This window comes from Corallococcus macrosporus DSM 14697, assembly GCF_002305895.1.
GTDB classification, from domain to species: Bacteria; Myxococcota; Myxococcia; order Myxococcales; family Myxococcaceae; genus Myxococcus; species Myxococcus macrosporus.
This window is the reverse complement of sequence record NZ_CP022203.1, coordinates 6,613,951-6,627,928: the sequence shown is the minus strand read 5'-3', so window position 1 is coordinate 6,627,928 and position 13,978 is coordinate 6,613,951. Positions and strand designations below refer to the sequence as shown.

The window sequence follows — 13,978 nt, the reverse complement described above, 5'->3', positions numbered from 1 at the left end:
GCGATGGGCCCTGAGCCAGGGTTCGCGCCATGACCCGGCTTCAATCCTGTCGGCGCAGCGCCACATCGAGTTCGCGAAGAAGCTCACCGACCCGCCCACCGCCAGCCGGTGCGTCCGGGTAGCGCTTCAGCACGTCCACCACGACGGGGGATGCAAGGGCCCGGCACCGCTCGATGTGGTCGGCGCCCACGGCTGGATTGTCTCCTCCGCCGAGCTCGAGCGCTCGTGCCGCGTGCGCGGCGGAGCTGAGGATGTGCTTGACCTGAGTGGCTTTCGCCAGGGGGTGGAGGAACGCCGCACCGGCCGCGGCGAGTGCCGCGCGCGCGGCGTCGCTCGCGGCAGCCTGGCCTGCGTCGCGCGCGGCCTGCGCCGCCCGTTGGGCTGCCCAGGCTGCATCACGGAGCACCTTGCTTCTCGCGGCTCCCTCCGCGAACGCCTGCGCGGCTTCAATCGCAACCCGTGGGCGCTCATCGCCCGGGCGCTCACGTTCGAAGAGCGCCAAGGCTGCCCGAGCGCAGGTCGCCGCGTAGCCTGCGACCTCGCGGAGTTCATGCATGCCAAGCTCGAGTGTGTCCGACTCAGCAGGCGTGTGTCCCACAGTCGTTCCTGTGCCGCCCATCCCGGGCATTCACCACGAACGATGCGGCTTCGCAAGGGAACGGGCGCAACGGCCTCGGGTGCCGGAGGAGCTGGAGCCGGCCCGTCGGCGTCTCAGGCCTGATGCAGAGGCCAGGGCTGGGGGCGCGCGCCGGCCTCCCAGTTGTTGTTGTAGCCATCCCAGTACTGGATGCGGAGCAGGGCGACATCCACGCCGTCCAGGCAGCCGACGTTGACGCTGGCGAACGTGCCCCCCAGCATCTCCACGTAGCCGCCGCCGAAGCACTGAACCCCACAGCGCTTGCAGAACTTGCGGAAGTTGGGACTGTCTCCAACCCGGTACTCGCCCAGATGCTCCTCTCCGGAGAGGACGCGGAACGTCTTGGGGGGCACCTGGGTCGTCGTCCCGCCCATCTTCGTGCAGATGGAGCAGTTGCAGCGGCTCATCGGCTCCGCGAGGTCCAGCTCGGCCTCGAATCGGACGGCGCCACAGTGGCAGCCACCCACGTACTTCTTCAGGTTGTGGGAATAGATGGAGGGGGTTTCGCTCATGACGGTGTGCTCCGGGTGAGTGCGTCGGATGAGCGAGTTATGGCCCCGGTTCGTGACAGGAGTATGTCAGGTTTCATTCGGGCCGGGCGCCCCTGGCGCGCCGCGTTCAGGCGCCAGGCGCGTCCGCCCGTGAGGTCGTCGGCTCAGCCGTTCGAGTGGTGGGATTTCCGGCCGCTCCAGAGCCAGAGCGTGGCGAGCAGCCCCAGCACCGTGAGTCCTCCTCCGGTCTGGCTGCAGCCCTTCTTGGAGTCGACCGGCTCGGGCTCAGGAGGCGGGGGCTCGGGCTCGGTCCCACCGTCCGAGCACCCGGCCATCAGGGCCGTGCCCGCGTACGTGCTCTGCGCGGCGCAGCCCACCTCGAAGTCCACGCTCACGGGGGGAAGCGTGAGGTTCGCGTGCTCCAGCGTCGCCTTGAGCGTCGCCGTGTGGTGTCCAGGCGGGAGGCTGGGGACCGGCGGCTGCTGGTAGGCGTCAGCGCAGCCCACGTAACCACAGAAGGTGTAGAGGAAGAGCAACTGCCGGTTGTTCTCGTAGCGGCGCGTTTCGAAGTTCTCCTCCCCCTGGGCGGTCAGCCCGCCGTGCTTCGCGAACGACCAGGGCTCGCCATCCACCTCCACCGTCCAATGCACCCATGGGAGGAATGGCAGCAGCTCGGGTGACGGTGTGAAGCGCAGGGTGGTGAAGTTCCCCTCCACCCGCCTGTCACCGCAGGTCGAGTCGCCATACACGTTGAAGTTGCCCTGGCTCGGCATGTCGACGGTCAGGGTGCCGGTGGTCGTAGGCAGGGGGAGCGCGGGGCCTGCGGTGAAGGTCGTGGATCCGGCCTGGTCCGGCTGGTGCTGACAGACGCCCGTCGCCTCGATGCGATACGTGGTGCCTGGCTCCAGCGGCGCGTCCGGAACCAGGACCTGCGTCTGGTGCGCGCCTGGGGTGACGGTCGCGGGCACCTGCGTTCCGTCCGGCAGCAGCAGCCGGACGGTGGAAGCGTCCACATTCTCCAGCAGTGGTGGCACCGTCACCAGCCCAGGGACATTCGCGGGCACCACACCTCCGTCCTCGGGGAGGGGGAAGCGCACTCCCAGCAGGCAGTTGGGGGCGGCGCAGGCAAGCGCCGACGCGGGCGCGAGCACGCCGATTCCCAAGAGGAACATCCCCATCGTGCTCCATTTCGCAGCGTGTCCGCGCATGGCTCGTCTCCCGTTTCCGCTCAACCACCATGGGAGGGTCGCTGAGCGTTGAATCCCAACGCTTGTCAGTGTGAAGGACTGCGCACGCCTCGGCCAGGGGCACTCCTGATGCGGGCATACCTTCTGTTGTCGAGGAGGGAATGCCGTAGGGCGCCGTCCTCGTTCATCCTCGAGGCGCTCACGGGCGGGCCTCTGCACGGCTACGTAATGGCGGCCCGGCCCCGGCACATGGCGGATGACGCGCTGCGCGTGGGGGCGGGCTCCTTGTATCCGGCGCTGCATCGGCTGCCGCTGCGGGGTTGGGTGACGGCGGACTGCGGCGTGTCGGAGGAAAACCGCCGCGCGAAGTCCTGCACGCTGACGCCCGAGGGCAGACGGCACCTCCAGGAGGAGTCCTCCGCGTGGACGCGGCGTTGGTGTTCCACCGCGCGACCTCCACCGAGGAATTCGTCGTGCGGGGCATGGCGCCCGAGGCGGCGCGCGCGGAAACGATGGGGGAGGACGGCCGCGGCCGGACGCTCGCGCAGCGTGCATCAGAAGGGAGCGCCTACGGGCTCCACCCTCATCTTGCCGCTGTTGATGCTGACGAGGAGCGTGCGGATGACGTCCTCCCGCTGCTCTGGAGTGAGCTGGGGCACAGGCGCGCGCAACTCCTGGCGCTGCGTCTCGCTCCAGCGAGCGGCGGCCACCGCGTTCTTCACCAGCCGTCGTCCCTGGCTGAAGGCGGCCACGCCCTGCGCGTCCGGCTCGGCAGGTGGTTCGGCTCCAGGGCGTCGGAGCGCATGTCGCTCGCATCCGCGGACCCGAGCCAGGTCGAGGTGCCAAAACCGGCGGCTGCGGAGAGGGCCGCGACGCCAACGAGGGGCCACAGGCGGGAGGGACTCATGGGCGCGTTTCTACCACCAGGAGGAACGGCCCCCCATGGGCCGGCCTGGGCCAGGACCGACGGCGGGCGGACCCTGAGAAGGGGCTACGGCGTCTTCGGGGCGTGGTACGACGAGGTGACGACGTTGAGCGCCGTGCAAACGCCGAGGGTGTCCCACTCGAAATGGATGTAGGAGTCGCTGTTCAGCGCGCGCGCCATCGCAATCATGCCGGGCGAGGTGGAGCGACAGGCGACATAGGTGCCGGTCAAATCCTTCGCGTAGACGTTGGCGAAGTCGCCGCCATCCCAGCGCACGCCGTTGGTTCGCCTATTCCTGCATCGCGTTGCCCACGGCGGTGAGGTCCTCCAGGTCCAGGTCTTCGCGCCGGAGCACCGTGCAGAGCTTCTTGAACCAGTGTTCGAAGCTCTCGAAACCAAACATCATCGGGTCGTTCGAGTCCAACCACTCGCCGTCATCCACGTAGTGGCCGGCCAGCGCCTCGTAGTCGTTGTCCTCGAAGTAGACAGGGAGTTCCCCGTCCTTCGGCGCGGTGCGGGTGTAGAAGCACCAGCGCGAGGCCTCGATGCCCATGTACGCGTCGGCGAAGGCGATGAGGTCCGTGGTGGTGATTTCCCGGTCATCCACCGTCGTGCCGGTGGGAGTCCAGGCGCTCGTGAGGGAGTCCATCGTGGGTGCCCAGACATGGAGCGGGCGATACGTCTCCCACGTTTCGTCGTCCGGCTGGTGCTCCAGGCGGACCTCGCGGTGCAGCATCAGGAACGCCCGGTAACTGTCCGGGACGACGAACGCCTCTTCCACGTAGGGCGTCGGAAGCGCGTACGGGTACCCTGTGAGGATGCGGGGCAGCGCGTCCACCTCCTCACGGGTCAGCGGTGCTTCGCGCACCAGCCGCCAGCCCCGCTGCCGGGCCCAGACGTCCATCGCATCCAGCAGGCTCTTCAGGTCCTCGCTCCAGGTCGTGCTCGCCATGGGTGGGGCTTAGCCTGTCCCCGGTCCGAGGGGGAGGGCCGCGGCGGAGGTCGTTTCCAGGGCCGAGACAGGAGGAGCGGTTCGCGTCGAGGTGGACGGCAGGCGGACGGGCGAATGGCAGTGTACATCGAGCGGACGCGGGCCCGGGCGGAGGCGCTGCTTGAGCCATTGGCCTTCGCTGAACGGCACGGCGCCGTCGAGACCCAAGGCGTGCCCCCAGGCGACATCGGAGAAGCCAGTCGAGGATGTCGCATGGTTTCAGGGTTCGGGCTTCGAAGTGTCTCTGAGACCTGGCGGCGTTTCGCGAAGCGCAGGTGGCACCCGCGTAGGGGCCGCGCCATGACGGCTGTGTCAGAGTCCACTGGGCGCTCGCGCTCGCTCCGAGAGCGAGCGGCCTGCTGCACCGATTTTGCAGTGGCCGCGGGGCTCATCAGAGGAGGGGATTCTCATGCGTTGGATGCGCACATTGACAATGGGCGTCATGGCGATTCTGGGTGGCTGTACCGAGAGCAAGGTTGAGAACGAGCAGGACATCGTCCTGAGTGGGCGGCTCGTTGACGAGGCTGGCGCGCCGCTCCCGGAGGCGCTGGTGAAGCTCTACCGCAGCGAGAACTCCTCGTGTGCGTTCGCGGCCTTCTCGGCGAGTTGGAAGACGGTGAAGACCCGGGCGGACGGTTCCTTCGAGCTCGACCTGCTGGGGGCGGACACCCGCAGCGGGAGCATCGCGCGCTGTTTCATCGCCCGTTCGCCCGCGCAGGCTGAAGGACGGAGCCTCTCGGCGTACTTTCTCATCCAACAGTCCGAGGTGGCGCTACCTACCTTCCAGGAGTGGACCGGCGCGCCGACGGCCGCCGAGGAGGCGCAGGGCGTGAGCGTGGGCTTCCGGCCCCTGTCCGCCACTCACGGCGCCGGGAACGACGAGCACGTGCTGTCCGTCGGCCCTTCCAGCGTCACGGTGGCCTGGCAGGTGCGTCCCGCCTCCTCGCCGGTCCACCTGAGCGACTACGTCCTCGAGGACGAGGAGGGGCTCAAGGCCTCCATCGGCGTCGAGCGTGCCGCCGAGGCAGGGGGCGTGACGGTTGGCCTCGCCTACTCCAGCGATGATGTGGCGCTGCCCCGCCGCGCGCTCGTCCCGGCAAGCCGTGGCGCCGCGTGCACCTTCTTGAACGCCGAGCCTCCCTGCCGCATCACCAACGGGGACCTCGGCGGGCTCGTGCTCTTCGAGAACGGTGTCCGGGAGGTCGCCGTACAGCTTTCGCGCCCGGTGGTGCCTCGCAAGGCCGTGCTGCGCAACCTCGAGGTGTCGGGCACCGTGAGCGAGCTGGTGCTGGAGGGGAGCGTCGACGGCACCCAGTGGATGCCCCTCGCCAACCTGCTTGATGACAGTGGCGTGCAGCCCTTCCTGGAGCTGGAGTTGACGGGCACGACGCCGGTGTCGCAGGTCCGCGTGCGGGCCACCCCACAGGGGACGACAGGGGAGCTGCGCTCGCTGGGGCAGCTCTCCCTCTTCGAGTAACGATTCACTCGCGGGGCGCCAGTCCCGTGGCGCCCCTCCCGGCCGACGGCGGGAGGGCCACCATCGCGGGGCCGCGGTCCGCGTCAGCCTGGCGGCGGGCCTTGAGCGGAGTCGTCCGTGCCGGGCTCGCTGCCGCCCCTTTCGTGCCGGGGAGGGGGGCGTCGCGTCACGACGGGCGGGCTGCCTCCGAGCCACTCCCACTTCTCGCCGTCCCACAGTTGCTCGCGCCAGCCCAGGAGCGCCGCGGCCTCACGTGCCCTGTCTGCGTGGGGCCTGAGTGCCCAGCCCACCCGCGACTGCTTGCACTCACCGCTCTTGAACTTCAGGAGCCGGCTCTCTCCTCGAGCCTCCTCGCGGTCCGCGTCCCAGAGCGCCTGCTGCCGACTTCCGTCGCCCTGACAATCCACCCCCTTCCACTCACACCAGGCGACCACGTCCTTGAGCCGGACGAGCTTCGCACTTCTCGACAACGAGAGTTCCGTCACGGCCGCCACGAGGAGGCCAGGGGTGATGACACGCATGGAAGGTGCCCCAGTGCAGGTCAGGGAATGCAACCAACCTACTGCGTGGCTTCCAGGTGAAGAGCCATGGGGCCTCCATCGCTTTGTCATGGTTTCGTCATGCGGCGAGGACGTCCCGGTGCGAAGCCCGGCGCGCTGGGCGCTCAGGCCCCACGCAGCCAGGGCACGGCCAACCTGGCGGCGCAAGTGTGCCGAAGCCATCGTTGAAGGACACAAGGTCCTTCGTGGCGCCGGAGCGTCATGTGGAGCACTCCCAACATGGCTTTGCTCCCGTCTCCACGCTACTTTCGGAAGGCCGCCGGAGTCAGGCTCACGGCCGATACCAAGCCCTTCGTGGCGGCGCTCGCCGGCCTCGAACCGTGACGCCAGGGCCGACATCATTCCATCCAACACGTGCTGCCATGAACGCATCCTTGCCCGCCGATATCGCCCAGCAGGTTTCGAGTGCCTGCTCGGTGATTGGGCAAAGACTCGCCCGTTCGCTGCAGGCCATCCACCTGTTCGGTTCGGCGGTGGATGGCGGGCTGCGACCCCAGAGCGACATCGACCTCCTGGTTACCGTCAGCGCCCCACTGCCGGACGCGATTCGAGGCGCGTTGATGCGGGACCTGCTCACCGTCTCCGCGTGGCCGGTGACACGTGAGTCGCTCCGCCCGCTCGAGGTGACCGTGGTCGTCCGGGACGCGGTCGTCCCGTGGCGATACCCCCCGATGCGCGAGTTGCAGTTCGGCGAATGGCTCCGCGCGGAGCTGGAAGCTGGCCACGTTCATCCCGCCGTCGTGGACCACGACGTGGCAATCCTGCTCACGAAGGCAAGGCAACACAGCGTCTGCTTGCACGGCGCGCCCGCCATCGAGCTTTTCGACCCCGTACCCCGGGTCGATCTGGCGCGAGCGCTCTACGACACCGTGCTCCAATGGAACGAGCCCGCCGACTGGCGTGGGGACGAAAGGAACGTGGTGCTCGCGCTGGCGCGCATTGGGTTCAGCCTGTCGACGGGCGCCATCGCGCCCAAGGACGTCGCGGCACAGAGGGCCATGGAACGCCTGCCAGATGAACACCGGGCAGTGATGCGCGACGCGCGGGCGGCGTACCTGGGAGCGGCACAGGACGACCTGGCAAGCCGGGGCCCAGAAGTCACTGCATTCGTTCGTTACGCCAGGGCGACCCTCGAGGAAATGTATCGGGCGTTGCAGGCCGACCTTTCGTCACCGCGCGGAACCCAACGCAACACGTGAGGGGAGGGGGCGCTCCTGCCTCTAGACGTCCCCCCGGCAAATGTCACCTCGAGTGGGCGAGTGGTCCACTTCATGTGAGGGCGGCTGGGGCGCCAACGAATCGTGGCGCACGGCAGGGGATGTTCCGCGTCCACGACGCCCTGCCTGGCCGGTTCGAGCCGTGCCTGGTCAGCATGCGTGATGGGGCCGTGCTGTTCAGCACGGTGCCGCCAGGTTTCGGCGTCGGGCCGTGGCGGACCAACGGCACGCCCGGACCCCGTTCATGGTCCGGGACGATGTTCCAGGAACCTGGGTCAAGTTCCATGGAGTGGAAGGCGTGCTTCTCGCTGGGCGTATCCGCGGCGGGCTTGCGATATGCCGTCGGTGAGCGAGGCCCCGCGCCCGCTCGCTGCGTGCTCTCGGGCGGCACCGCCAGTCCTCGTCGTCCCTGACCTCCTGCTTCGCACGTCATAAGAGCGCGGCGGGGGGGCGTATGCCCGGGGCCCCAAGCGGCCTCTCCACCGGGCGGCTCACCGCTTGGCCGGCCCCGGCTCGCGGCGCTCTTGGGCCCCACAGCTCCAGCCTTCACGCTCCACATGGCTTCACTCCCGCCTCCAGGGGGCCGACGTCGTCGTGAGGAGGTGTCCAGGTCGGGGCGGGGGAGCGGCGGCTGATCACCGCGGCGGGAGTGCTCGGAATCAAACTTCTTGCGCGGCCGGATCACTTGGTGGATAAGCGGCCACACCTCGCCGCGTTGCGCGGGCGCCACACAGGCGTCAGCTGGGCGAACACTCGCATGTTCCAGCTCCTTCGGGAGCGGAATGGTGCGCGTGGGTGTTTTGGTTCTCTGAATGGCATTCAGATAAGACCGTGGACCTGTCGGAGTCCCTCGTAAATGAGGATGCTCGCCGGGTCCGGAGCATGCGGGCAAGCTCTGTGAAGGGGCTGCAGGCGGGGTGGTGAAGGTGAGACGCTCGAACGGTTGACAGAAAGCGCGGCGGTGATAGAAGCCGCGCCCCTCCGGAAGAAAGCAGCGGAAGCCACTGGGCGGCGCTAAGGACTCCGGAAGCCAGCAGGACGGCGAAAAAAAGCAGCTTGATAAAAGACGCCGAGATGAAATAGAAGCTGACGCCCCGCCGGACGAAAAGACGGCGAAGCAGCAGCGAAGAAACGGTAGCAAGAAGTCGCGGGCGGCACAAGCGACTCGGTCTTTGAAAACCAAATAGCAAGCCCAAGAAGAAGCTAGATTGCGGAAACCGCAGTCAATTTCTTAAGACGGTGCCAGCCAGGTCGCGCTGAGAAGCGCAGCCGGCAGCACTGTATGAATCAGCGAGTTTCAGGTTCCTTAGCCGGGCCTGGGACTGACGCCGGTTCAAATCTTCAAAAATTCAATTGGAGAGTTTGATCCTGGCTCAGAACGAACGCTGGCGGCGTGCCTAACACATGCAAGTCGAGCGCGAATAGGGGCAACCCTTAGTAGAGCGGCGCACGGGTGCGTAACACGTGGATAATCTGCCTGAGTGCTCGGGATAACCAGTCGAAAGATTGGCTAATACCGGATAAGCCCACGGTTTCTTCGGAGACTGAGGGAAAAGGTGGCCTCTGTATACAAGCTATCACATTCAGATGAGTCCGCGGCCCATCAGCTAGTTGGCGGGGTAATGGCCCACCAAGGCGACGACGGGTAGCTGGTCTGAGAGGACGATCAGCCACACTGGAACTGAGACACGGTCCAGACTCCTACGGGAGGCAGCAGTGGGGAATTTTGCGCAATGGGCGAAAGCCTGACGCAGCAACGCCGCGTGTGTGATGAAGGTCTTTGGATTGTAAAGCACTTTCGACCGGGAAGAAAACCCGTTGGCTAACATCCAACGGCTTGACGGTACCGGGAGAAGAAGCACCGGCTAACTCTGTGCCAGCAGCCGCGGTAATACAGAGGGTGCAAGCGTTGTTCGGAATTATTGGGCGTAAAGCGCGTGTAGGCGGCGTGACAAGTCGGGTGTGAAAGCCCTCAGCTCAACTGAGGAAGTGCGCCCGAAACTGTCGTGCTTGAGTGCCGGAGAGGGTGGCGGAATTCCCCAAGTAGAGGTGAAATTCGTAGATATGGGGAGGAACACCGGTGGCGAAGGCGGCCACCTGGACGGTAACTGACGCTGAGACGCGAAAGCGTGGGGAGCAAACAGGATTAGATACCCTGGTAGTCCACGCCGTAAACGATGAGAACTAGGTGTCGTGGGAGTTGACCCCCGCGGTGCCGAAGCTAACGCATTAAGTTCTCCGCCTGGGAAGTACGGTCGCAAGACTAAAACTCAAAGGAATTGACGGGGGCCCGCACAAGCGGTGGAGCATGTGGTTTAATTCGACGCAACGCGCAGAACCTTACCTGGTCTTGACATCCTCGGAATCCTTCAGAGATGAGGGAGTGCCCGCAAGGGAACCGAGAGACAGGTGCTGCATGGCTGTCGTCAGCTCGTGTCGTGAGATGTTGGGTTAAGTCCCGCAACGAGCGCAACCCTCGCCTTTAGTTGCCACGCAAGTGGATCTCTAGAGGGACTGCCGGTGTTAAACCGGAGGAAGGTGGGGATGACGTCAAGTCCTCATGGCCTTTATGACCAGGGCTACACACGTGCTACAATGGCCGGTACAGAGCGTTGCCAACCCGCGAGGGGGAGCTAATCGCATAAAACCGGTCTCAGTTCAGATTGGAGTCTGCAACTCGACTCCATGAAGGCGGAATCGCTAGTAATCGCAGATCAGCACGCTGCGGTGAATACGTTCCCGGGCCTTGTACACACCGCCCGTCACACCATGGGAGTCGATTGCTCCAGAAGTCATCTCACCAAGAGGTGCCCAAGGAGTGGTCGGTAACTGGGGTGAAGTCGTAACAAGGTAGCCGTAGGGGAACCTGCGGCTGGATCACCTCCTTTCTAAGGAGACCGGGCATCGGACAGCACTCTCGAGTGCAGTAGGCGATGCCAGCGACTCTTCGAGTCGCGTCAGGTCAACCAGGTCAACGTTTCCGAGTAACAATCTAGCTGAAGGCTTCGGGCTTGCTGTTTGGTTTTGAAGGACTGAGTCAAGGACTCGGCTCTTTGAGAATGAAGGACGCTGTAGGGTTTGCCAACGCGGTAGCCCCTGGGCCTATAGCTCAGTTGGCTAGAGCGCGCGCCTGATAAGCGCGAGGTCGGTGGTTCAAGTCCACCTAGGCCCACCATTTCCTCCTCAACGGAGGGAGGCGGTGACGCGCACCAGCAGGGCGGCAACCACAGCAGTTCCACACACGTTTTCCCTGAAGCAATGAGGGAAGCGTTCTTTGACAAGTGCATACGAAGGGTAAGTTCAATTTCTGCTGAGAGAAGTTCTCGCAGAGGCCCTGACAAGTGCCGGAGCCGACGCCGTGAGGCGGAGGCGAGGGAAACAGTCAGGTGCCCAATCAAGCGTAAGTAACAAGAAGTCTTCCAGGCTTGCTGCGAAGAGCAGGAGTCTGGGCCTTGGTTTCGAGTTTCGACAATCCGCCGGGAGGCGGGCGTGAAACAAGAGATTAGGGCAAGTAAGCTACTAAGGGCGTGCGGTGGATGCCTAGGTGCCAAGAGGCGATGAAGGACGCGGGTGGCTGCGAAAAGCCCCGGGGAGCTGTCAACCGAGCGTTGATCCGGGGATGTCCGAATGGGGAAACCCAGCACTGCGAATAGCGGTGTTACCTTCCACTGAATACATAGGTGGAATGGAGCTAACCAGGGGAAGTGAAACATCTCAGTACCCTGAGGAAGAGAAAACAACGAGTGATTCCCAAAGTAGTGGCGAGCGAAATGGGAGCAGCCCAAACCGAAACCACGAAAGTGGCGTCGGGGTAGAGGGTCCACGGTAGGACTTTGACTTGCTAGCGGAAGCTTCTGGAAAGAGGCACCAAAGAGCGTGATAGTCGCGTACGCGAAAGCGGGTTGGAGCTGAGTGGGTTACCCAAGTAGGGCGGGACACGTGCAATCCTGCCTGAATCAGCCGGGACCATCCGGTAAGGCTAAATACTCCTTGGCGACCGATAGTGAACTAGTACCGCGAGGGAAAGGTGAAAAGAACCCCGGCAAGGGGAGTCCAAAGAACCTGAAACCGCATGTCTACAAGCAGTTCGAGCACTACGGGGCAACCCAGTGCGAGAGCGTACCTTTTGCATCATGATTCGGCGACTTAATATACGTAGCGAGGCTAAGCCGTTAGGTGGAGCCGGAGCGAAAGCGAGTCCGAACAGGGCGAATAGTTGCGTGTATTATAACCCGAAGCGGGGTGATCTACACATGGCCAGGTTGAAGTGCGGGTAACACCGCATGGAGGACCGAACCCGTGAAAGTTGAAAATTTCTGGGATGAGCTGTGTGTAGGGGTGAAAGGCCAATCAAACTCCGTGATAGCTGGTTCTCCCCGAAAGATATTTAGGTATCGGCTCGGGCAATTCAATGCCGGAGGTAGAGCACTGGAACGGCTAGGGGTCTCACCAGATTACCAAACCGTACCAAACTCCGAATGCCGGCAATTGTTATCCCGGGACGCAGTCAGTGGGTGATAACGTCCATTGGCAAGAGGGGAATAACCCAGACCGACAGCTAAGGCCCCCAAATCTAGTCTAAGTGAACACTAGAAAGGATGTGGCAGGTCATTGACAACCAGGAGGTTGGCTTAGAAGCAGCCATCCTTTAAAGAAAGCGTAATAGCTCACTGGTCAAGACAGGCCGCGCCGAAAATGTAACGGGGCTCAAGACTAGTGCCGAAGCTTCGGGCCATGCGTAAAGCGTGTGGCGGTAGGGGAGCGTCCCAGTTGCAGCGAAGGTCGACTGAAAAGGCGGCTGGAGCGACTGGGAGTGCTGATGCCGAAATGAGTAGCGATAAAGGGGGTGAGAAACCCCCTCGCCGTAAGCCCAAGGTTTCCTGGGTCAAGTTAATCTTCCCAGGGTTAGTCGGAACCTAAGCCGAGGCCGAAAGGCGTAGGTGATGGAAAGCGGGTTAATATTCCTGCACCATCTTGTGAGCGTTGAACTAAGGGAGGACGGAGAAAGCTAGGCGAGCTGGCCGGTGGTTGTGCCAGTCTAAAGGTGTAGGGGTGTCGCGTACGAATAAAGGCGCGGCAGTCATCCCCGAGACTCCATGGCGCCCCGTCAGGGGTAAGTCGCTGATGCTCTGCTTCCAAGAAAAGTCCCGTAGGGAGCTTACAGGGTGTCCGTACCGTAAACCGACACAGGTGGGCGAGGAGAAAATCCTAAGGCGCTTGAGAGAACTCTCCTCCAAGGAACTAGGCAAATTTCCACCGTAACTTCGGAAGAAGGTGGGCCTCTGGTAGGTGTAGGCGTACAGCCGAAGCCGAGAGAGGTTGCAGAGAAATGGCGGTAGCGACTGTTTACCAAAAACACAGGACTCTGCGAAGGCGACAAGCCGACGTATAGGGTCTGACTCCTGCCCGGTGCTGGAAGGTTAAGGGGATTCGTCAGCCGCAAGGTGAAGCGATGATCCGAAGCCCCAGTAAACGGCGGCCGTAACTATAACGGTCCTAAGGTAGCGAAATTCCTTGTCGGGTAAGTTCCGACCTGCACGAATGGAGTAACGACTTCCGCGCTGTCTCGGAGAGGGACTCAGCGAAATTGAAATAGCTGTGCCGATGCAGTTTACCCGCAGCAAGACGGAAAGACCCCGTGAACCTTTACTATAACTTGACAGTGACACTAGGGATTGACTGTGTAGGATAGGTGGGAGCCTTTGAAGCCGGGCCGCTAGGTTCGGTGGAGGCAACGGTGAAATACCACCCTGTTGATTTCTGGTGTCTAACCATGTCCCGTCAGCCGGGATTGGGACACTGTCTGGTGGGTAGTTTGACTGGGGCGGTCGCCTCCCAAAAAGTAACGGAGGCGCGCGATGGTTCCCTCAGCCCGATTGGAAACCGGGCGTCGAGTGCAATGGCATAAGGGAGCTTGACTGCGAGACGGACACGTCGAGCAGGTGCGAAAGCAGGTCATAGTGATCCGGTGGTCCTGAATGGAAGGGCCATCGCTCAACGGATAAAAGGTACTCCGGGGATAACAGGCTTATCTCCCCCAAGAGTTCACATCGACGGGGAGGTTTGGCACCTCGATGTCGGCTCATCGCATCCTGGGGCTGGAGCAGGTCCCAAGGGTTTGGCTGTTCGCCAATTAAAGCGGTACGCGAGCTGGGTTCAAAACGTCGTGAGACAGTTTGGTCCCTATCTGCTGTGGGCGTAGGATACTTGAGAGGCTCTGACCTTAGTACGAGAGGACCGGGTTGGAGGCACCGCTGGTGTACCAGTTGTCTCGCCAGAGGCATCGCTGGGTAGCCATGTGCCGATTGGATAACCGCTGAAAGCATCTAAGCGGGAAACCGACCTCAAGACCAGGTATCCCGGGCGCAAGCCCCTGAAGACCCGTCGAAGACTACGACGTTGATAGGCCGGGTGTGTAAGCGTGGTAACACGTTCAGCTAACCGGTACTAATTGGTCGTGAGGCTTACTTTCCCCATTCTCTTGCATGCCCCC

At 63.6% G+C, this 13,978-nt stretch carries 9 protein-coding genes, 1 tRNA gene, 2 rRNA genes and 1 pseudogene; 6 read left to right on the top strand and 7 right to left on the bottom strand.

Features of this window, described 5'->3' with window-relative positions; all coding sequences use genetic code 11:
• Positions 1–40 precede the first annotated feature (40 nt).
• The 3 genes from MYMAC_RS26520 to MYMAC_RS26510 form a co-directional block, all read right to left on the bottom strand.
• The gene (locus MYMAC_RS26520; RefSeq protein ID WP_239989026.1) at positions 41–556 is read right to left on the bottom strand and encodes a putative immunity protein; all 516 of its coding nucleotides are present in this window, start codon (positions 554–556) and stop codon (positions 41–43) included.
• Between the two features lie 155 nt (positions 557–711).
• A complete protein-coding gene (locus MYMAC_RS26515) occupies positions 712–1,149 on the bottom strand; it encodes a GFA family protein (protein WP_095960103.1) in 438 nt (145 codons plus the stop codon).
• Between the two features lie 143 nt (positions 1,150–1,292).
• A complete protein-coding gene (locus MYMAC_RS26510; RefSeq protein ID WP_204816960.1) occupies positions 1,293–2,300 on the bottom strand; it encodes a copper resistance CopC family protein in 1,008 nt (335 codons plus the stop codon).
• Between the two features lie 144 nt (positions 2,301–2,444).
• Here MYMAC_RS26510 and MYMAC_RS38435 point away from each other — a divergent pair.
• Positions 2,445–2,714 (top strand): annotated as a pseudogene (locus MYMAC_RS38435) (helix-turn-helix transcriptional regulator); the annotation flags it as partial.
• 155 nt (positions 2,715–2,869) lie between these two features.
• Here the strand turns inward: MYMAC_RS38435 and MYMAC_RS38005 are convergent.
• From MYMAC_RS38005 to MYMAC_RS26495, 3 genes are all read right to left on the bottom strand, one after another.
• A complete protein-coding gene (locus MYMAC_RS38005) occupies positions 2,870–3,067 on the bottom strand; it encodes a hypothetical protein (protein WP_239989673.1) in 198 nt (65 codons plus the stop codon).
• Between the two features lie 239 nt (positions 3,068–3,306).
• Complete coding sequence (locus MYMAC_RS26500) at positions 3,307–3,516, bottom strand: hypothetical protein (protein WP_095960100.1); 210 nt, start codon at positions 3,514–3,516, stop codon at positions 3,307–3,309.
• 13 nt (positions 3,517–3,529) lie between these two features.
• Positions 3,530–4,192, bottom strand: coding sequence for a hypothetical protein (locus tag MYMAC_RS26495; RefSeq protein ID WP_095960099.1), 663 nt, complete (start codon positions 4,190–4,192; stop codon positions 3,530–3,532).
• Between the two features lie 457 nt (positions 4,193–4,649).
• On the opposite strand from MYMAC_RS26495, the gene MYMAC_RS26490 reads away from it, so the two are divergent.
• Complete coding sequence (locus tag MYMAC_RS26490) at positions 4,650–5,708, top strand: hypothetical protein (RefSeq protein WP_095960098.1); 1,059 nt, start codon at positions 4,650–4,652, stop codon at positions 5,706–5,708.
• A gap of 83 nt (positions 5,709–5,791) precedes the next feature.
• On the opposite strand, the gene MYMAC_RS26485 is transcribed toward MYMAC_RS26490, so the two are convergent.
• On the bottom strand, positions 5,792–6,229 hold the full coding sequence (locus tag MYMAC_RS26485; protein WP_013941909.1) for a hypothetical protein: 438 nt from the start codon (positions 6,227–6,229) through the stop codon (positions 5,792–5,794).
• Positions 6,230–6,630: 401 nt separating this feature from the next.
• Here MYMAC_RS26485 and MYMAC_RS26480 point away from each other — a divergent pair, with 401 nt between their 5' ends.
• From MYMAC_RS26480 to MYMAC_RS26465, 4 genes are all read left to right on the top strand, one after another.
• Positions 6,631–7,467, top strand: a complete 837-nt coding sequence (locus MYMAC_RS26480) for an aminoglycoside adenylyltransferase family protein (protein ID WP_095960097.1) — start codon at positions 6,631–6,633, stop codon at positions 7,465–7,467.
• Between the two features lie 1,368 nt (positions 7,468–8,835).
• A 16S ribosomal RNA gene (locus tag MYMAC_RS26475) occupies positions 8,836–10,373 on the top strand.
• A gap of 210 nt (positions 10,374–10,583) precedes the next feature.
• Positions 10,584–10,660 (top strand) — tRNA-Ile (locus MYMAC_RS26470).
• 334 nt (positions 10,661–10,994) lie between these two features.
• A 23S ribosomal RNA gene (locus MYMAC_RS26465) occupies positions 10,995–13,957 on the top strand.
• The 16S and 23S rRNA genes sit together here with 1 tRNA gene alongside, the layout of an rRNA operon.
• Positions 13,958–13,978 lie beyond the last annotated feature (21 nt).

Excerpts from the sequence above, each read along its gene's own strand:
- MYMAC_RS26520 (WP_239989026.1), bottom strand. The coding sequence starts at position 556 with ATGCATGAACTCCGCGAGGTCGCAGGCTACGCGGCGACCTGCGCTCGG.
- MYMAC_RS26515 (WP_095960103.1), bottom strand. The coding sequence starts at position 1,149 with ATGAGCGAAACCCCCTCCATCTATTCCCACAACCTGAAGAAGTACGTG.
- MYMAC_RS26490 (WP_095960098.1), top strand. The coding sequence starts at position 4,650 with ATGCGCACATTGACAATGGGCGTCATGGCGATTCTGGGTGGCTGTACC.
- MYMAC_RS26510 (WP_204816960.1), bottom strand. The coding sequence starts at position 2,300 with ATGTTCCTCTTGGGAATCGGCGTGCTCGCGCCCGCGTCGGCGCTTGCC.
- MYMAC_RS26480 (WP_095960097.1), top strand. The coding sequence starts at position 6,631 with ATGAACGCATCCTTGCCCGCCGATATCGCCCAGCAGGTTTCGAGTGCC.
- MYMAC_RS26495 (WP_095960099.1), bottom strand. The coding sequence starts at position 4,192 with ATGGCGAGCACGACCTGGAGCGAGGACCTGAAGAGCCTGCTGGATGCG.
- MYMAC_RS26485 (WP_013941909.1), bottom strand. The coding sequence starts at position 6,229 with ATGCGTGTCATCACCCCTGGCCTCCTCGTGGCGGCCGTGACGGAACTC.